Genomic DNA, 18,628 nt, shown 5'->3' with positions numbered 1-18,628 from the left:
TGCACCCAATCTTCCAACCCGATACCAATCCTATCGGTAAAGTGGCGGGTGTTGTGCGTCACCAGCGTCAAGCCGTGCGCCACCGCCACGCTGCCAATCAGCCTATCGAACTCGCCTTGTAGGCAGCCTGTTTGTTTCAGGTAGGAGTTTCTGCGGTGAATGTATTGCGTGGTAAACTCAGTAGTGCTCGCCGCACTGTGCAATACGCAGCATATCGCCTTCAGCTTTATAAATCAGGCGGTGTTCCTGCGTGATGCGGCGCGACCAATAGCCTTTGTAATTGTCACCTTTCAATGGCTCGGGCTTGCCAGTGCCATTGAAAGGCGTGCGGGCGCACTCTTGCAGCAGACCGTTGATTTTGGCTAGTATTTTCAGGTCGGTGCGCTGCCAGTATAGGTACTGCTCCCAGGCAAGGGGTGCCCAGCAGAGCGTTCTATTCATGAGGCAGCAGCTCGTGTATTTCGTATTGCCCGTTTTCCAACTGCTCAATGGCCGCCAGCACCCGCGCTTTGTTGGCCGGATTGCTTTCCAGGTGCTGCGTAGCATCCTGCGGCGGGACCTTGCGGCTGATGGTTCGCGCTTTCATGTAGGGCAGGCTGTTGAGCAATTCCATCACAAAAGCAGCTTTTTCGTCGGGAAATTCAAGGGCGACTTTCATACTTTTTAAAACTACGGAATGCGGACTTAGTTCCTCCAATCAGGCGCGAGTGTATTGCTCTTGATTTATCTCTTAGCGGTTCTTTCGGCCTCTACTTTTTCGTATAGCTCCTCCAGGCGTTCCATTGGCACAGTCTGGTTTTCCAGCGCCATTGTGCCGTACACGGAGCGTAGCATCATTTGCTTTACAAAAGTTGGATTATCTAGCTGGCGGTAGCGTTGGCGAAAAGTCATGGCGAGGATAGTTGAGAAATAAAGTTAGGCAACTATTGGTATCGAGTGACGCGCAGCGGCCGACAACGTTAGGACAGCTACTTCCCAACTACTGTATATCCGTATCCAAAGCTAAAAGGGCCGCCTACCCCCTACCCCGCGACTCGTAAACTACCCGTATGAAACCTAACTCCCTTGCTGCCTTTTATGAGGCGTGTGCCCCTAGCGCGGCGTCGGCCGGGGGCGTGTTGCCACCGCCGGATATGAAGCAGGGCGTGGGGCATTTCAACGTGTTTCCGTTGGCGGACATCCCCCAGGGACCACCGATGGCATTTACGCGGCGGGCCTACCACAAAATCACGCTCTGCCGCGGGCGCAGCCAGGTGGAGTATGCCGACCAGGCCCCGCACGTGGGTGCTAATACCTTGTTTCTGGTGACGCCGCGCGTGCCCTACCGGTGGCTGCCGCTCACCGAAGATTTTGGGGGCTATAGCTGCCTCTTCGACGATGCCTTTCTGCTGCCCGCCCGCACCGGAGTAGTGCTGGCCGAGCTGCCGATTTTTCAGCCCGGCGCTTACCCGGTGTGGGAAGTGGCCGAGGCCGACTACGCGGCGGTCGAAGCTATTTACCAGAAGATGGCGCACGAGCTCGGGTCGGGCTACGCCTACAAGCACGACCTGCTACGCACCTACCTCTGGGAGCTGATTCACCTGGTGCAGAAGCTACAGCCGGCCCCTACCCCCCTGGCTACGTACAGCGCCGCCGCCCGGGTGGCCGCGCAGTTTGCGGAGCTGCTGGAGCGGCAGTTTCCGCGCCCAAGCCCGCAACCGCCGCTGCGCCTGCGCACCGCCACCGACTATGCGCAGCAGCTGGCCGTACACGTCAACCACCTCAACCGTGTGCTGAAGAAAACGACGGGCCAGACCACCACCGCCCTCATCAGCAGTCGCTTGGCGCAGGAAGCCAAGCTCTTGCTGCGGCAAACCACTTGGAGCGTTTCGGAAATTGCCGATAGCCTGGGCTTTGCCGACGTGGCCCACTTCTGCACCTTTTTCAAGCGCCACGCCGGCCAGACGCCGGGGGACTTTCGACGGTTGGCGGTGTTTGGAGCTTAGGAGGGGGGTAGGGAGTTCAAAAAGACCGTCATGCTGAGCGTAGCGCAGCGAAGTCGAAGCATCTCTACTTGTGAACTAACTCCTAACGTCAACAACGAAGCGGTAGAGATGCTTCGACTACGCTCAGCATGACGGCCTGGTGGGTTCTTTTGTAAAATTCAAACACGTTCTCAACAATGTTTGAAATCTAAAACAGATGGGTTGACTGGCGAAGTTTACCGCTTGCCTACCCCCCGGACCTTTGTGGCGTACTTACTCACCTCCTTTGTTAAGGAGGCCAACCCCACAGGTAACATGGCAAACAAGAAAATTGCGCTGGTTTCCGGCGGCAACAAAGGCATCGGCTTCGAAATTGTGCGGGGGCTGCTGCAAGCAGGCTGCCGAGTGTATCTGGGGGCCCGCGAGGCCGCCAAAGGCCAGCAAGCCGTAGCGGAGCTGGCAGCCGCAGGCGATGTCCTATTCCTCGAATTGGACATCGCCAACCAGGCGACGCTCGACGCGGCGGCGGCACATTTGCAGCGCGAGGAAGGCCACCTCGATATCCTGGTGAATAATGCGGGCATCAATGCGGCCGGCGACGGTGCGCCGAGCACGGCCGCCGTGCATAGCGTGGCGCAGGTGCTCCAGACCAATCTTCTGGGCACGCTGGCAGTTACCCAAGCGTTTTTACCGCTGGTGAAGCAGGCCGCGGCGGGGCGCATTGTCAACGTGTCGAGTCCGCTGGGCTCGCTTACCCTGAGCAGTCAGAACGACTGGGGCCTGCTGGGGTACTCCGCCTCGAAGGCCGCGCTCAACATGCTCACCGTGCAGCTGGCCCATGAGCTACGCGACACGGCCATCAAGGTAAACTCGGCCGCGCCCGGCTACACGGCCACCGACCTGAACGGCTTTGCGGGCACCGATACCCCCGCGCAAGGGGCGGCGGAAGCCATCTGGCTGGCCCTGCTACCCCCTGATGGCCCTAATGGCACAATCTCCTCTTCCACCGGTCCCTTACCCTGGTAAGGGCTGGCCGTTAAGCGGTATTTGGGCAGCGCGGCGTTCCTGAATGAGGCGCTTGGCAACACCCGTTTAGCGAATAAGCCCCAGCGAACGTGCTCCGAACAATTGACGGGGCTTGTTCGCTGGGGCTTATGGCAGTGGGCTAGCGATTGGCTAGTCAACGTGGGGCGGCGGGCCTTACAGCTTGACGCCTTGGGCCTCCAGTTGCTTTTCCGACGCGGCCTGGTTGGCTGCGAACTGGGCGTGCTGCTCGGGCGTGCGCTGGGTACCCATGCTGGCTAGGTGCTGCCGCACTTCGTCGGCCGATAAGTCGGTGCAGTACAGTGGCGTGCCCGGCTGCTGGCGCCACGACTCGTGCAGGCTGCCGCCATCCACAGCGTCGAAGCCCAACTCCTCCACCAGGGCCATTGCCTGCTGCTTGGCGGCGGCCTCATCGCCGGCTACCAATAGCGCGATGCGGCCGGGCGTGCCGGCGGGCTGGCCGTTGTTTGCAAGGTTCGCGGCGAAGATGTTGTTAAACACCTTTAGCACCGGGCGGCCCAGATGCTGCTGCACCCATTCGCTCTCGGTCAGGTCGCCGGTTTCCAGTTCGGGTAGCTGCCCATCGCGCAGCAGGGGGTAGTAATTGCTGGTGTCGATAACCGGCACGTCGGCGGATACACCTTCGAATAGGTCCTGGGGTAGGTCAGGGATGCTTTTTAGCGGAATGGTCACCACGATGAGGTCGGCATGGCGGGCCGCTTCCTGGGCCGTTACGGGGGTAGCGCCGGTTTTTTGGGCCAGGTCCGTCAGCGTCTCGGGGCCGCGGGAGTTAGCAATATAGACCGAGTGGCCGAGGCTGGTGAGCCGCCCGGCCAGGGCGCTACCGATGTGGCCGGCGCCAATGATTCCAATGTTCATAAGCAGGTAGATGAGCAGGTTTTTAGGGGCCGCTTTTCTATAAAGCGACTCGTACTAAGACTACCCGCCCAGCCGAATTGTTTTGCTCATACCTCCCAAAAACAGCAGGCACGAGCTACGCCAGACTCGCACCAGCAAAGCTAATAGAATGCTTATCAAATTATTATGAATAATCGCAGCGCCCGCAGCCGCCCCAGTAGCCGAGCGGCGTGGCGGGCGCGGGCGCTAGGGGGGTAGCAACTTGGCTATTCACTAAAGACAGGCTTGTGAGTAGCCAGGTTAGTTGGCAGTGGGTTTCATCGGGAGAGGGGGCTTGGCTGCTTTGTGACCCATTTTCCGCATCCTTTTCTGGTCGTGGTGGTCTAGGCCGGGCACTTTTGCCGCGCGCTTGGGGGCACGCGGGCTACCGGCATTGGTCATGTCGGGGGTAACGACGGGTTGGTCGCCGGGCACGGTGCCGGGGGGCACGGTGGTTTGAGCCAGGGCGGCGCTGGCGGTAAGCGCGCAGGCGGCGGCGAGCAGTAGAAAGGATTTCATAGAAGCAGGAAATTGGTGGGTGAAAATGGGGGTAGCACTGCGGCTATTGCAGCGGGCTATGGGTGAACCTAGGGCAATTTCTAAGTCAGAGTACGTGTTCCAGTCCGATGGCGGAGCCATCCGACCGATTGTCGTGGGAACCAAGGCTGAACGATTGGCTAAGCGGCGCACCCGTCAACCGGTCGGACGGCTCCGCCGTCGGACCGGAACACGTACCCTAATCTGGGAACCGCGGTAGTGCAACAAACTTCTGGTGCTTGGCGCCTACTGGCGCGCCGCCAATACCTCGCGCACCGACGTCCAGTTGATTTCAGGATAACGGTTATTATCCAATGAGGCAAATTTGGGTAGGCCGGTGAACATATTGTGCAGGTACTGCATGCCCTGCCAGGGCGGAAACACGTCGTTGGGAGCCGGCATGAGGCGGCGCGTCACCCGAATCAGCAGGCGTAGCAGCCAGAGGCCGCCGGCGCGCAGGCGGCCGAAGCGCTGGCCGGTGGCGGCGTTGGCGGCAGCTTGCAGGTCGCGGATGGTGGCCGTTTCGCCGGCTATGCGCAGGTAGCGGGGGGTAGTGGCATCGAGGGCGGCGGCAGCGGTGAAGGCGGCCGTGTTGGCGATGGTGGTGAAGTCGAGCGGCTGGTCGGCCGAGCCCCAGTAGAGCACGCGCCGGATTTTGAAGAGCACCACTGGGGCCTGGCCGGTGAGCAGGTCCATGAACATGCCGTTGAGGATGGACGTGGCCCGGATGGGCGCCTGGTCGAGCCGGTGGCCAAATTCGCGGCGCAGGTCGAGGTTGCGGTTGCTACCCTCGGGCAGCTTGGTGAAGTCGATGGAAAAGTCGGAGGGGATAAAGCGCGGCACGCCGGCGGCCACGGCCGCGTCGAGCAGATGGGTTTGGGCGTCTATTATCACCTCGCGCAGGCCGGAAAGGGCCGACACCACGCAGGCCGCGCCCGCGCAGGCATAGGTGAGGGCGGCCACGTCGTTGAAATCGACTTCCAGAATCCCTACCCCCTGCTCGCGCAGCGAAGCGATGGCGGGCTTGGTATTGCCGGGGCGAACCAGCGCCCGCACTATGGCGCCCCGCTTGCGCAGCTCCTGGGCGATGCGGAAGCCCAGGTCGCCGGTGGCACCGGCTACCACAATGGTAGCGGGCGGGGCGGAAGGGGTAGTAAGGTCAGTGTTTTCCAAAATATGATAGTTAGCAGCTGATGTTACGCAAAAGCCGTTTGTCATGGCGAGCCTGTGAAGCAATCGCACCAGAATGAGTTGTTCGGGTGTCGGGCCGGGTCGATTGCCACGCCTTTGCTTGCTGCACAACACGTGCGCCATGACAAACGGCTTTGGCGTAGGTCCTGATTTATATTCGTCACGCAGTGCATTCCAATAAAGAACGTCATTCCGACCGCAGAGAGGCATCCAGCGCGGGCCGTAGCACGCAGCCCGAACGACTGCGAGCGAGCTTCCTCAATAAGCTCGGACTGACGGACTGGTTTCTAAACAGCTTCCGTACCAGCCACAAACAAGCCCTTGCCGGGTGAAGGCAAGGGCTTGTTTGTAACCAACCAGATGGTGCTGACTAGCCGCTTTTACATCTTGGTTTTGGTCTTCATCATGCCGTCGCTCGATTTCGTTTTCTTGCTTTTGCGCATCGCGCGCTTATCGCTGGCCGACATTTTATCCATGCTGGTGTTGTTCATGGCTGGGTCGGTGGTAGTGGTGGTGCCGGCGCTGGGCATGTTGCTGGGGTTGCCGGTTTGGGCGCCGGGCGTGGTGCCGGGGGTTACGGTCTGGGCCAGGGCAGCGCTGGTGACGAAAGCAAAGGCGGCGGCTAACAGGAGGGTGGCTTTCATGGGAGGGGGTAGGGAATGAAGGGGTGGAAAAGGCCGGCAGCACGGCTACCGGCCTACCCTATACGCAGCCGCGACTCAAGCGTTTATGTCCGGCTTGGGGGCCCTACCCCCTGCGGCTCAGCCCAAGCCCAGCCAGTCGGTTTTACGCTGGCCGGGCGGCGTAGTCTGGCCGGCCATCTCTAGTATCAGGGGGTAATGAGCGGCACGAAAACGGGCGTTTCGCTGAGTGGTACCTGGGCTACGCCCTTCACTACGGGCAGCTTGGCCGGCACCATGGCGGCGCGGCCGCTGGTGGGCGTGTAGTAGGTGCCGGCGCCGGGCAGCTTGAGGGCATACGTGCTGCGGCTATCGTCCTCTACGGGCAGCCAGAGCACGGCCATGCGCGCCTTGCCATGCTGCCAGATGTCTACCCGCGGGTGCTCGCTCAGGCGCTCCTTAAAGGTGTAAGCGCCCATGAGCGCCCGCGCCTGCACCAGGAAGTCGCCGGATGGCCGGCGGGTGTTGTCGCCACTGATTTGGCCGCTCGTCTGGTACACGTAGGGCGAGTCGCCGTTGTCGTCGTAGGCCTGGTACCAGGCAATGCCGTCGAGGCCGTTGGCCGCCACTTCGAGCAGGGTGCGCAGGGTCCAGATGGCCTGCGTGCGCTGGATGCGGGCGGCGGGTATCTGCTCGCGCTTGGGGTAGGCGCGCAGGTCGGCGGCGCGCACGGCGGCCAGCGGCGAGCGCGGGTTCACGTCGTAGCCGGTTTCGGTGAGCACCACCGGCTTGTTGCCGCCGTAGGTGCTGGCAAACGCCACCATGCGCCGGGCCGTGGCCCCGAGGCCGCCGTTTTCGGGGGCTACCCCCCTGGTTTGGGCCCCGCCGTTCTGGGTGCTGCCCGCGTCGTTGGAATACTGGTGGTAGTTCCACTGGTCCACCGGAATATCGAGGGTGCCGTCTTTGCGGTAGCCGCGGGTCTTTTTCCAGCAGTCAATCATGCCCCGGAAGGCATCGGGGGTAGCGCGGGCCAGGCCGGCGTTGAGCACGATGGCGCTGGGGTCGGCGGTTTTGATGCCGCAGGTGGGCCCCAGGCGGCCCTGCGCGCCATCGTACACGGCCGACTGGTGCAGGCCCATCTGCCAGCCGCTCATATAGTGGCTCAGGCCCTTCCAGTCCTTGTCTAGCTCGTTGCTGGTTTCGTAGTAGCGCACGTAGCCCAGGCCCTGGCGCGGGCCGGCCACCGGCGCGTTGGGGTAGGCGGGCACGGTGTAGCACTTAATATTAGCGGCCGGAATGTGGGTATTGAACCCGTAGCGGGCGGCCAGCTGGTAGCCGGCCGAGCCGGCAGGCTTGTAGGTGGCTTCCTTGAGCGGGTCGGCGGTGAAGGCGTAGGGCGGGGCATCCTGGTCGAGGGTGGCCTGGCCCTGGTACTCGCCCTTGGGCCAGGTTTCCTGCTCGGCCTTGGTGGCGTGCACGAAGGTGAGCAGCAGCTCGTGGCCATCGGCGTGGGCGCGGCGGGCCAACTCGTCGAGGTTCCAGTACTGAAACTGGTACTGGTCGGGCACGGGCACGAATTTTTCCAGCTCGATATACATCCGCAGCACGCCGCCGTAGGTGGTGCTCAGGGCGGCGTACTTGGGCGGGCTGATGCCGCTGCCGTCGGGCTGGCTGAAATTCCAGGGGAAGGCATTAGCGCCAGTGAGGGCGGCCAGCGGGGCGCGCACGCGGGCGGGCGGCGCGGCAGTGAAGGGCCGGTAGTCGCCGCTTATTTCGAGCTTGGCGGGCTGGGCCGCGAGGGGGCCGCGCAGCACCAGGCGCTCGTACACCACATCGCGGGGCAGCGGCACGCTGATGTCCTTGCCGTACTCGCCGCCGGTGAAGGTGTACACCAGCTTCTCTACCCCCCCACTGCCGCGCGCCACTGCGTAGTAGCGCTGGCCGGGGTTGAACTCGCCCTGGCCGTCTCGGAGCTTGAGCACCAGGTTTTTGGCTTCCCACTGCGGGGGCAGGTCAATAACAAGCGTGTGCTCGGGCTGCAACAGCCCGAAGCCGGGGTTGAAATTGGAGTTGGGGTCGGCGGCCGTGGGGCGAAACAGCGTGGTGGGCGGCCCGCCCACGTTGTTGCGCTGGTACACCATGGTGCTGAGGTCCAGGGGCAGCACGCCGGTTACGTAGGGGCGGGGGCCGGCGGCGCTGGGGGCCGCCGTGGCCTCGCCCGACTGCGCCACCGGCGACGAGCACGCCATGGCCGCCAGCAGCAGGCTCAGGGTAAGAATACGTTGCATGAGGGTCGAAATTCGGACTAAGATAGCGCCCTGCCCCGCGTCGCTTACTTCGATGGCTGGCGGTGGTGTAGCGGGTGTTGCTTCGCGTTGGCCGTCGGCGAGGGGGTAGGGCCCGGCGGAGCCGGCTTTCAGTTGTTGGCGGCCGGGATGCGTACAAGGGAATACGCTTTATCACTTGTATCCCTCCATGTCAACCTACACCGTCGAACGACTTTCCTTTCAGCACCTCAGCGAATTACCCACCGCCTGGACCAATACCGACTACCTGGCCCTGCTCAAGCAGCTCGACTACGACAACCCCGAGGCCCTGGCCCCGGCCGAGCTCAAGGAGATGTGCCAGATGGCCCTCACCGAGCTGGAGCCCGCCGCCGCCGCCGAGGTCGTGCTCACCTACCTGATGGCCGACGAGCTGACCACCGGCCAGCTGGAGCAGCTAGCCCACCAAATGGAAACCGAGAAGCTGTGGGAGGAAAACCCCGAGCTGCGGCTGCACCCGGCCTTCTTCAACGCCACGCAGCTGCTTTACACGGCCTACAATGGCAAGTTTCCGCACCCGCAGGCCGTTGAGTTCAAGGTAAAAATTACGGCCCCTACCCCCGAAGACCTGGCCGTATTAGACCCGGAGCCGGCCGTGCCGCTGCTGCGCCTGCTGGCCCAGGGCCTCAGCGACCACGCCCTGGTGCACCGCTTGTTCAGCGAGCAGCTGGCGGGCGGCGAGTTTCCCTCGGCTCCGCTCATTCTGTGGCAGCGCACGCCCAGCGATAAAACCGCTGATAGTGTGACATTTGACGTTATCAGCTCCGATTATTGGCTGGAAGAGTTCAAGTACGCCGATACGTATGAGGCAACGCTGCCGGCCGCGTAAGTAGCTGGATAGAAAATAAAAGAACGTCATGCTGAGCTTGTCGAAGCATCTCGCTCGCGCCGCTGGGTTACTAACCTATTCGGCGCTAGCGAGATGCTTCGACAAGCTCAGCATGACGTTCTTTTATTTATAGCAAAATCACTTACTAGTCAGCTTCTTAATCAATTCCGTCTCATCTTGCCGATAAGGCGTACCGTCCGTGCGAAACACCTCGTGGAACCACTCCATCGGCTCCGAGCCGTCGGCCAGGGGCGTGTCCCAGGCGTACTTGGTGTTGGTTTTGCCATCTACCAGGCCCCAGTTGATGGCGGCCACGTTGTACTTCTTGAGCAGAGGTAAAATATTGACGAAGCGTGAGTTGCGGGGCCGGGCCATGTACTCGGTACAAATGAGCGGGCGGCCGTGGGTTTGCAGCATATCAATCACGCGCTCGTGCCAGGCCGGCTCCTCGTAGTCGTGGTAGGTGATGACATCGGAATGCAGCGCCTGGAAGGTGTTCAGGGCCTGGAAATCCCAGTTCCAGAGGCCCGCGCTCAGGGGCTGGTCGGGGCGCACGGCTTCGGCCCAGGCAAAGGTGTTGCGCAGCAGCGGAAGCGACGCCACGCCTTTGCCCGAATTGCCAGGCTCGTTGTATAAGTCCCACAGCGCGATGCGCTTATCGTGGGCAAAGCTGGTGAGCACGTCGGTTACGTAGGGCTTGAAGCCCATGAAGGTGGCCGAGTCGCGCGAGGCGGGGTCGCCGGGGTCCTGCACCCAGCCCGAGTTGTGGACGCCGGTTTTGGGCGACGGCTGCGGGCCCATGTGCGGGTCCTTGTTCCAGCAGTCGTCGAAGAACACGAAGATGGTGCCGATGTGGTGCTTATCGGCGATGGCCAGGTAGTCGCCTACCCGCTTCTTGAAGCCCGCCGGGTCCTCCTTCCACGCCAAATCGTGCAGAAACACGCGCATGGTATTGAAGCCGATGCCTTCGGCCCAACCCAGCTCTTTATCAATAGTTTGCGGGTCGAAGGTGGCCGCCTGCCACATCTCCAGCTGGTTGATGGCGGTGCTGGGGATAAAGTTGGCGCCTGTCATCCAGGGCCGGGCCCGGTACCAGGCATTGGCCCTATCGGCCGACCAGCGGCCGGCCGGGCCGGTGGCCAGCATGGCCGCGCCGCCCTTGGTTTTGGTTTTGACTTTCTGAGCCTGGGCCAGCGGGGCGCCGAGCAGCGCCAGGCCCAGCAGCAGCATGGACAGTTTTTTCATGCGGAAGGGGGGTAGGAAAAAGAAGCGTGGGAATTGAGTGGCGGGCCAGCCCAGCGGCCGACCAGCGTAAGGAATGTAGCGGCGGTTCTATTCGGGGCGGGGCAGCACCTCATTGCGCACTTCAAAGCGCTCAAACGTGGCGGTGGCCGACGCTGGCCCCTGGGCCACTACGCCCACCCGCACGCCGCGGTCCCAGGGGGGCAGGAAGCCGCCGTCGGCAGTTTGGCCGGTGGGCAGCAGCTCGGTCCAGGTGCGGCCGTCGGGGCTATAGGCAAAGCGGTAGTGGCTGCCGTCTTGGTTTTGCAGGCGCAGGTACAGGGCCGCCGAGGGGGGTAGGGCGGCTTCGGCCAGGGTGCGGGTTTTGCCGGCGCGGCGCTCCTGCACTTCCAGCTTGCCCTCGCCAGCCAGCAGGCTGAGGGCATTGTTGGGGTCGCCGAGGGCGGCCAGGCCGGCGGTGGTGCCGGGGGGTAGGGTGCTGGGGCTGAGCAGCGTGGTCGTGGCGGTGTAGGTGGCGGCCAGCGTGGGCCGGCCCAGCGCCGCGCCGCCCTGCTCGGGCCGGGCCGTGAGGTGCAGCTGGCCATTTTGCAGCGCGAAAGTGGGCTTCTCCTCCACCGGCCACTCCCAGGCGGGCGCCAGGGTGGCGCTGGCAAACTCATCGGCCACCACGGCGGGTACCTGGGCGGCGGCCACGGGGGTAGTGTGCGTCAAAAACTCGGGCCAGCCGGCCTTGCTCCAAACAAACTCGCTGAGCACGCCCTGGCGGCCAACGTTTTGAAAGCTGCCAGTCTGGTAAGCGTGGTGCAGCATATACCAGTGGCCGGCGCGCTCAATGGCCGTGCCGTGGCCGGGGCAGGTCCAGACGTCATTCTTGGTGAGGATAGGGTTGCGGGAATATTTCTCCCAGGGGCCCAGCAGGTTTTTGGCCCGTGCTACCCCCGTGGCGTAGGTGCAGCCCGGCCCGCAGCAGCCATTGGCGGCATAAAACATATAGAAATAGCCGCCGTGGCGCACCAGGCTGGGCCCCTCCACCAGGTTGCCCTCCCAGGCGGCGGTATTGCGAAAAAGCTCTTTTTTCTCGCCCACCAGCTTGGTGCGGTCGGCGCTCAGGCGCTGCGCCCAGATGGGGGTAGGCTTCTGCACGCTATTGCCGTCTTCCTTCCAGATGAGGTAGGGCTGGCCTTTTTCGTCGCGCATTGGAAAGCCGTCGATGCTGCCGTCGGGCTGGCCCACCAGCGGGCCGTGGTCGCGGTAGGGTCCTTCGGGGTGGTCGGCGCTGGCCACGCCCACGGCCAGGTTGCCGCCCCGCTGGTGCGCGGTGTAGAAGACGTAGGTCTTACCGTTCTGGTCGTGGTTAATCTCGGGCGCCCAGAAGTAGTAGTCGGCCCAGGCCGGCCGCGCCCCCGGAAACACGTGCCCCACCAGCGTCCAGTGCTGCAAATTAGTCGATTTCAGCAGCGGAAACGTCGGCCCCCAGTTCGACGACGTGGCCGTGGCCCAGTAGGTGTTGCCCACCTGGGTCACCGACGGGTCGGGGTAGTCGCCGGCCAGCACGGGATTAGCGATGGCGAGGGGGGTAGGGACGGTAGCCGCCTTGGCGGCGGCCGGCCGCCGGGCCTTAGCCTTGGCCGGCGCCTGGCCGGCGGCCAGCAGCGGGGCCGCCGCCAGCAGGGCCAGCGCCGCCAGCCCACGGCAAAAAAGGAGAGTTTGCATCAGCAGGAATCAACAAAATGGCCTGCGCGGGGCAGGCCATTCGTGCAGGAAAAGAGGTTATGAATGGCCCAAAGCCACCCTACTCGCCAGCGGGCCGGGTCAGGGCCGCCCCCAGCGCTACGGGCGTCCCAAAGTTGGGGGTGCCGTCGGTATTCCAGGTAAACTTCTGCATGCGGGTGCTGCGGGTGTCGCTGCAGCCCTCGCCGGTCAGCGGGTTGGCGTGGTAGATGAGCCAGTCCTCGGTGCCGTCCTTCGACTTGAAAAAGCCGTTATGGCCCGGCCCAAATGCCTTGTTGGCGGGGTTTTTCACGAATACCGGAGTCGCCAGCTTCGTCCAGGCGCCGGGCGCCAGCGGGTCGGTACCGGTCAGGGTCAGCTGGCCCAGGGCGTAGTCGTCGGTGCTGCAGTGGCTGGCCGAGTAGATGAGAAAGGTCTTGCCGTTGTGCTGCAATATCTCGGGACCTTCGTTCACGGCCGGGCTGCCGTTTTGCTCCCAGGCGTAGGTGGGGCGCGTGAGCTCCACGCGCGGCCCCACTAGCGTCCAGGGGTTGCTCATCTCCGAGATGTAGATAATCTGGGTAGGGTTGGGGGCGGTTTCGTGGCCCGACCAAATGAAATAGCGCTTGCTGTTCAGCTCCAGCACCGTGCCGTCGATGGCCCACAGGTCGCTGGTGGGGTTGGCAATGCGGCCCTTGTTTACCCAGGTGCCCTGGGTGGGGTCGGAGCTAGCATTTTCGAGCACGTGCACGCGGTGCCCGTCGCAGCACAAGGGGTCGGCCGAGTAGTAGATATACCACTTGCCATCAAAGAAATACAGCTCGGGGGCCCACAGGTCGCGCTGGGTTACACCAGCCACGCTGGGGTTCCACACGATGGTGCTCGGAGCCGTGCCCAGCTCCGACATCTTCGCCGTTTTGCGGATTTGCAGGTTGTTGCCGGTCGTCACCATCACGTAGTAGAAGCCATCTTTTTGGGCCACCCACGGGTCGGGGCCCGCGGTCAGCAGCGGGTTGGTGAAGGTGGTAGCGGCCGGCGCGGGCGGGGGGGTAGGCGTGGGCGGGGTGCCGCCGTCTGAGCCGCTGCTGCACGAGAGCAGGACGGCCAGGGCCAACGGAAGCAGCCGGTGCAACGGCCGCGTGGAGAAGAAATACATAAGCTGGATGGGAATAGAAGAGATACTTGCGCGGGATGCGGCCCGCCAAAGGGACCGCCGGAAACATCCGGCGGCCCGTCACAGCCTACCAGCCCGGATTTTGGGTCAGCTTGGCCAGGTCCACATCGGTCTGCGGAATGGGCAGCAGGCGCGACTTGTTGAGCTTGAAGCTGGCGTAGTCGGCGTCGCGGGCGGCCAGGGTGTTGATGCCATCCTGGGTGTCGAAGTAGTTCCAGCGGCGCAGGTCAAACCAGCGGGTGCCTTCGCCGGTGAGCTCGGTCACGCGCTCGTGCATGAGCTGGGCGCGCAGGCTGGCCTGGGTGAAGCTACCCGCCGTGAGGGCCGGCAGGCCGGTGCTGGTGCGTTGGCGCACCTGGTTGATGAGCGGCACAGCGGCCGCAGTCTGGCCCTGCTCGTTCAGCGCCTCGGCCTGCAGCAGCAGCACGTCGGCGTAGCGCATCACCCGCTGATTAATGGGCGAGTCGAAGTCCTCAAACGTGCGGTAGTAGTCGGTCTGGTACTTGCGCCAGTACACGCGGGCCAGGTTGCGGGCATCGTTGGCGTAGCGCGTCTCGAAGCTGTCCTGACCGTACACGCCCCGGTCAGTATCGGGGGGTAGGGCGCTCGGAAACTGCGTCTGGTCGAAGCGGTTGTAGAACACCGTGGACGCCAGGCGCGGGTCGCGCTGGCCAGTGGTGGTGGCTTCTTTCAAAAACTCATTTACCACCCAGGGCCGCACCTCGCCGTCGTTGAAGCCAAAGCCCGGCACGCCGAAAAACTGCGAGCGCTGCCCGCCCTCCGACGAGGTAGCATCGTCGCCGTCGTTGCCGCCGCGCTTGGTATCGGTGAACTGCACCTCAAAAATCGACTCCGTGTTGTTCTCCGTCGTGTGGCGGAAGTTGTCGGTGTAGGTGCCGGTGAGCTTGTACTGGTTTGAGGCGATGACGCTGGCAAACTGGGCCGAGGCGTCGGCCCAGCGGCGGTTTTGCATGTAGGCCTTGCCAAGCAGCGTTTGGGCGGCGCCCTTGGTGGCCCGACCCAGGTCGTTGCCGCTGTAGCTCAGGGGCAGGCCCGGAATAGCAGCCTGTAAGTCGCTGAACACTAGGCTCCACACCTGGGCCTCGTCGGTGGCCTGGGCCGGAATGGTGGTCAGCGACGTCACCTGGTTCACCACCAGCGGCACGCGGCCGTAGAGCGATACCATATTGAAGTAGAGCAGCGCGCGGATAAACCGGGCCTCGGCCAGAATCTGCTTCTGCAGCGTGGCATCCATGCCCGTGATGGTGGGCACGTTGTCGAGCACCTGGTTGCAGCGCACGATGCCGCGGTAATGGTCGCGGTAGATGACGAAGTTCACCTCAAAATCGTAGTTGCCGATAATGAAGCGGTTGAAGTCGCGCAGCTCATTCCAGGGGCTCTGGCTGAAGCCCTCATCGTCGCGAATATCAAAAGCAAAGTTGAGCCAGCGGCGATAGGTGCCCAGCTGCTGCAGGCCGCTGTAGGCCGCCAGCACGCCCTTGGTGGCGTCGTTGCTATTCTGCCAGAACGAGGCCGTGGTGGCCAGGTTCGGGTTGGGCTGGTTGAGGATGTCTTTCTGGCACGCAGTGGCGCCGAGCAGCAGGCCGCCGGCCAGGCCCAGCGCCTTGAGGTTAAGAAATTTCATATCGGGCGGGAATAGTTAGAGCGTGGAAAACAACGGCGCTGGCGCCTTAAAAACCGGCCTGCAGGCCGAGCGTGAACGAGCGCAGGTTGGGGTACTGGCCCTCATCGAGGCCCCGCGTGAGGATGCCGCCCGTGCCGCCCACCGTTTCGGGGTCGTAGCCGCTGTACTTGGTCACCGTAAACACGTTCTGGCCAGTGGCATAGATGCGCAGGCGCGAAATCACCCGCAGCTTCTCCATCACCGAGGAGGGTAGGGAGTAGCCAATCTGCACGTTTTTGAGGCGGAAATAGGAGCCGTCTTCCAGCCAGCGCGTCGAGTTGTACTGCGAGTTGTTGACGGCCGACTGGCCCGCCGCCACCAGGCGCGGCGTGTTGGTGCCGGTGTTGGTCGGGGTCCAGGGGTTGAGGTCGGTGCGGTAGTTGCCGGTCTGGTCGATGCGGTCGGTCCAGTAGCGGGTGTTGTTGAACACGTCGTTGCCCTGAATACCCTGCACGAAGGCCGCCACGTCGAAGCCGCCGTAGCTGGCCGTCAGGTTCAGGCCGTACTGAATTTTGGGAAACACCCGGCCGGTGTGCACCCGGTCCTTCTCGTTGATGACGCCGTCGCCGTTGGTGTCGGCATACTTGGCGTCACCGGCCTGCAGGCCCGCCGGAATATTGGCATCGCCGCTCTGGTACACGCCCTGAAACTGGTAGAGGTAGAACGAGCCCACCTCGTAGCCGGCCTCAGTGCGCGTCACGCCGCTCGGGCCGGCGTTGAAGTAGTTGGCCTGGTCGCCGCTGGTGCCCACGTTGAGCACGCGGTTGCGCAGGGTCGAGAGATTGGCCGAGATGCCGTATTTGAAGGCATTGCGGTTCTCATTGTAGCCCAGTAAGAACTCAAAGCCCCGGTTTTCAATCTTGCCAATGCGCTGATACGGGTTGTCGCCGGCATTGCCAAACAGCAGCGGTATGGGTGGGGCAATGAGCGCGTCCGTAGTCTGCGACACGTAGTAGTCGGCCCCCAAGGTCAGGCGGTTGTCCAGAAAGGCCATGTCGAAGCCGAAGTTGGCCGTGTTACGGGTTTCCCAGCCAATGCCGGCGCTGGGCAGGGCCGTCTGGATAGCGCCATTGAGAATGGTTTGCGATGGCCCGAGGGGGTAGTTCACGTTCGGGTTAATGTTGCCCAGGTAGAGGTACGAGCCGCCGTAGGGGCCCGAGAGCTGGTCGTTGCCGAGGCGGCCGTAGCTGGCGCGCAGCTTCAGGTCGCTGATGGCCGTTACGCCCTCAAAGAAGCGCTCCTTCGACACGCGCCAGCCCAGCGAGGCGGCCCCGAAGTTGCCGCGGCGGTTGTTGGGGTCGAAGCGCGACGAGCCATCGTTGCGGTACGCCGCCGTGACGAGGTAGCGCTGGTCGAAGTCGTAGGTTAGCTGCGCGAAATATGACTCCTTGGTATTCACGTAAGAAGAGCCGATTACCTGCGGGTTCTGGGTGCCCGCGTCGAGCGCCCAGTAGTACACCGGGCCAGTGCCGTAGCCGAAGTTCACGCCCCGCGTAAACTCGTTGCTGAAGTACTGACGGCTGTAGCCCACCAGCGCCGTTAGGCTGTGCTTGCCAAAGCTCTTGTCGAAAGTGAGGGTATTTTCGGCCTGCCCAAACAAGTTGTTGCCCTGGTTTTCGGCATACGACGAGAGCACCGTGGGGTCGCCGATGTAGCGCAGCAGGCCAAACTGGTTCTGCGAGCGGTCGTGGAAAGCCAGGTATTCCAGGCCCAGGTTGAGGCGGTAACGCAGCCAGGGCGCGAACGAGTATTCGCCGAAAATGCTGCCCTGCAGGCGGTTATTAGTCGTGTTGTTAACGTTGAGCTGCTGCGACCCGATGGGGTTGGTGCCGTACGACACGGCGTTGGGCGTGCTCAGGCCGTAGCCGCCGGGGTTGGCCGGGTCGTACACGGGCGTCACGGGCAGCATCCGCACCACGTCGATAAAGGGCAAGCCGTTGACAAACTGCTGGTTGACGCGCGACAGCAGCAGGCTCTCCCCTATCTGGAGCTTGCCGCTGGTCAGGCCCGTGTTGATGCGGGCCGTGTAGCGCTCAAACTGCGGCCCCTTGATGGTGCCCGACTGCCGGAAGTAGCTGCCGGTGAGGTTGTAGTTCGAGCGGCCGCCGTTGTCGGTGAGACCCCCGCCCGACAGCCCCAGGTCGTAGCTCTGCACCGCGCCGGTCTGGAACAGCTCCTTCTGCCAGTCGGTGTCGATGCCGGCCGGCAGGGCATTGGCGTAGGGCTGGCGCGCAATACCAGCGTTATCATAGGCCTGGTTGGTAATGGCGGCCCACTGCGCGGCATTGGTCAGGCTCAGGCGCTTGGCAATGTTCTGGGGCCCGCCGTAGGCGTTGAACTGCAGCTGCGGCTTTCCGGCCTTGCCCCGCTTGGTGGTCACGATAATCACGCCGTTGGCCCCGCGCGAGCCGTAGGGCGCCAGCGAAGCCGCGTCCTTCAGCACCTGAATCGACTCGGCATCCTGGGGGTTGAAGTCGCGCAGGCCGTCGGTCCAGAGGCCATCCACGATGTAGAGCGGGCCGCTGCCGCTGGCCAGCGTGCCCAGGCCCCGAATGTTGACCACCGGCGCCTGACCCGGCGCGCCCGAGTTGGCGATGGTCACGCCCGGCAGGCGGCCCTGGATGCCCTCGGTGAGGGTAGGCGCCGGCGCCCGGTTGGCATCTACGGCCGACACGGAGGCCACCGAGCCCGTCACGTCTTCACGCTTCTGGGTGAGGTAGCCCACCACCACCACGTCGCTCAGCGCCTGGTTGCTTTCGCTGAGCGTGACGTTAATAGTGGTGCGGCTATTCACCGGAATTTCCTGCCCGGCGTAGCCCACCGAGGAGAACACCAGCGTAGCATTGTCGGGCGCATCGAGGGCAAATGTGCCATCGGCGCCGGTAGTGGTACCGTTGGTGGTGCCCTTCACCAGCACCGTCACGCCGGGTAGGCCCTCGCCCTTGGCATCGGTCACGCGGCCCGTCACCGGCCCGGCGCTGGGGCGACGGCTAGTTGCCAGCAGGTTCTGCGGGCGAGTGGGGGCCACGGCCAGCGAATCGCCGGTGGGGCCGGGCGCGGCGGGCACCACAATGTAGGTGCCGTCGCTGAGCAGCTTGAAGCGCAGGCCGCTGTGCCGGCTCAGGTAGCGCAGGGCTTCGGGCAGCGTTTTGAAGTCCGGGTGGCGGGGCGCCAGGTACTTGCCCTCCGTTAGCTGGCTGCGGTAGAGGAAGGTGACCCGGTAGGTCTGGCGCAGCTCCTGCAGAAAGGACTCCAGCGACTGCGGCCGGGCGGTGCGGGGGCCGTCGGCGGGGGTAGGCAGGGCCGGGGTGGCCTGCATGGCCAGCGGGAGCGCGGTTTGCGCCTGGCTGGCGGCGGGCAGGCTGCCGAGCAGCAGCGCCATCCGCATAAAGCGAGTAGATTTTACCATGTG

At 63.5% G+C, this 18,628-nt stretch carries 16 protein-coding genes; 3 read left to right on the top strand and 13 right to left on the bottom strand.

Translation table 11 applies throughout. The features are described from left to right. Positions 1-177: 177 nt before the first annotated feature. The 3 genes from E4631_RS05815 to E4631_RS25820 all read right to left on the bottom strand — a co-directional run bounded on the left by E4631_RS05815 (position 178) and on the right by E4631_RS25820 (position 891). Positions 178-441, bottom strand: a complete 264-nt coding sequence (locus E4631_RS05815; RefSeq protein ID WP_133655905.1) for a Txe/YoeB family addiction module toxin — start codon at positions 439-441, stop codon at positions 178-180. Then, a complete protein-coding gene (locus tag E4631_RS05810; protein WP_133655906.1) occupies positions 434-658 on the bottom strand; it encodes a hypothetical protein in 225 nt (74 codons plus the stop codon). The genes E4631_RS05815 and E4631_RS05810 overlap by 8 nt, the downstream gene beginning before the upstream one ends. A 65-nt stretch (positions 659-723) precedes the next feature. Next, entirely contained in the window at positions 724-891 is a 168-nt protein-coding gene (locus tag E4631_RS25820) for a hypothetical protein (protein WP_166647945.1), read from the bottom strand. Positions 892-1,049: 158 nt separating this feature from the next. On the opposite strand from E4631_RS25820, the gene E4631_RS05805 reads away from it, so the two are divergent. After that, positions 1,050-1,985, top strand: a complete 936-nt coding sequence (locus E4631_RS05805) for an AraC family transcriptional regulator (RefSeq protein ID WP_133655907.1) — start codon at positions 1,050-1,052, stop codon at positions 1,983-1,985. Positions 1,986-2,279: 294 nt separating this feature from the next. Further along, positions 2,280-2,990: an SDR family oxidoreductase gene (locus E4631_RS05800; RefSeq protein WP_133655908.1), complete on the top strand. Its 711-nt coding sequence runs from the start codon at positions 2,280-2,282 to the stop codon at positions 2,988-2,990. Positions 2,991-3,164: 174 nt separating this feature from the next. Here E4631_RS05800 and E4631_RS05795 read toward each other — a convergent pair whose 3' ends face one another. From E4631_RS05795 to E4631_RS05775, 5 genes are all read right to left on the bottom strand, one after another. Further along, positions 3,165-3,887, bottom strand: coding sequence for an NADPH-dependent F420 reductase (locus E4631_RS05795; protein WP_133655909.1), 723 nt, complete (start codon positions 3,885-3,887; stop codon positions 3,165-3,167). Positions 3,888-4,166: 279 nt separating this feature from the next. Beyond that, positions 4,167-4,424: a hypothetical protein gene (locus E4631_RS05790; protein ID WP_133655910.1), complete on the bottom strand. Its 258-nt coding sequence runs from the start codon at positions 4,422-4,424 to the stop codon at positions 4,167-4,169. A 264-nt stretch (positions 4,425-4,688) separates the two neighbouring features. Next, entirely contained in the window at positions 4,689-5,615 is a 927-nt protein-coding gene (locus E4631_RS05785) for an NmrA family NAD(P)-binding protein (protein WP_240734703.1), read from the bottom strand. A 398-nt stretch (positions 5,616-6,013) separates the two neighbouring features. Then, entirely contained in the window at positions 6,014-6,277 is a 264-nt protein-coding gene (locus E4631_RS05780; RefSeq protein ID WP_133655912.1) for a hypothetical protein, read from the bottom strand. Positions 6,278-6,462: 185 nt separating this feature from the next. Continuing rightward, positions 6,463-8,541, bottom strand: coding sequence for a hypothetical protein (locus E4631_RS05775; protein WP_133655913.1), 2,079 nt, complete (start codon positions 8,539-8,541; stop codon positions 6,463-6,465). Positions 8,542-8,728: 187 nt separating this feature from the next. Here E4631_RS05775 and E4631_RS05770 point away from each other — a divergent pair, with 187 nt between their 5' ends. Further along, on the top strand, positions 8,729-9,406 hold the full coding sequence (locus tag E4631_RS05770; protein ID WP_133655914.1) for a hypothetical protein: 678 nt from the start codon (positions 8,729-8,731) through the stop codon (positions 9,404-9,406). A gap of 138 nt (positions 9,407-9,544) precedes the next feature. Here the strand turns inward: E4631_RS05770 and E4631_RS05765 are convergent, their stop codons facing one another. The 5 genes from E4631_RS05765 to E4631_RS05745 all read right to left on the bottom strand — a co-directional run bounded on the left by E4631_RS05765 (position 9,545) and on the right by E4631_RS05745 (position 18,625). Beyond that, entirely contained in the window at positions 9,545-10,651 is a 1,107-nt protein-coding gene (locus E4631_RS05765; RefSeq protein ID WP_174805433.1) for a 1,4-beta-xylanase, read from the bottom strand. Positions 10,652-10,738: 87 nt separating this feature from the next. After that, a complete protein-coding gene (locus E4631_RS05760; protein WP_133655915.1) occupies positions 10,739-12,361 on the bottom strand; it encodes a family 43 glycosylhydrolase in 1,623 nt (540 codons plus the stop codon). A gap of 79 nt (positions 12,362-12,440) precedes the next feature. Then, positions 12,441-13,514, bottom strand: coding sequence for a family 43 glycosylhydrolase (locus E4631_RS05755; RefSeq protein ID WP_133655916.1), 1,074 nt, complete (start codon positions 13,512-13,514; stop codon positions 12,441-12,443). Between the two features lie 85 nt (positions 13,515-13,599). Further along, entirely contained in the window at positions 13,600-15,177 is a 1,578-nt protein-coding gene (locus tag E4631_RS05750) for a RagB/SusD family nutrient uptake outer membrane protein (protein ID WP_133655917.1), read from the bottom strand. 46 nt (positions 15,178-15,223) lie between these two features. Then, positions 15,224-18,625, bottom strand: coding sequence for a TonB-dependent receptor (locus E4631_RS05745; protein ID WP_133655918.1), 3,402 nt, complete (start codon positions 18,623-18,625; stop codon positions 15,224-15,226). Positions 18,626-18,628: the final 3 nt, after the last annotated feature.

The sequence above is a fragment of the Hymenobacter sp. UV11 genome, assembly GCF_004684095.1.
GTDB lineage: Bacteria > Bacteroidota > Bacteroidia > Cytophagales > Hymenobacteraceae > Hymenobacter.
This window is presented reverse-complemented; position numbering and strand designations above follow the sequence as displayed.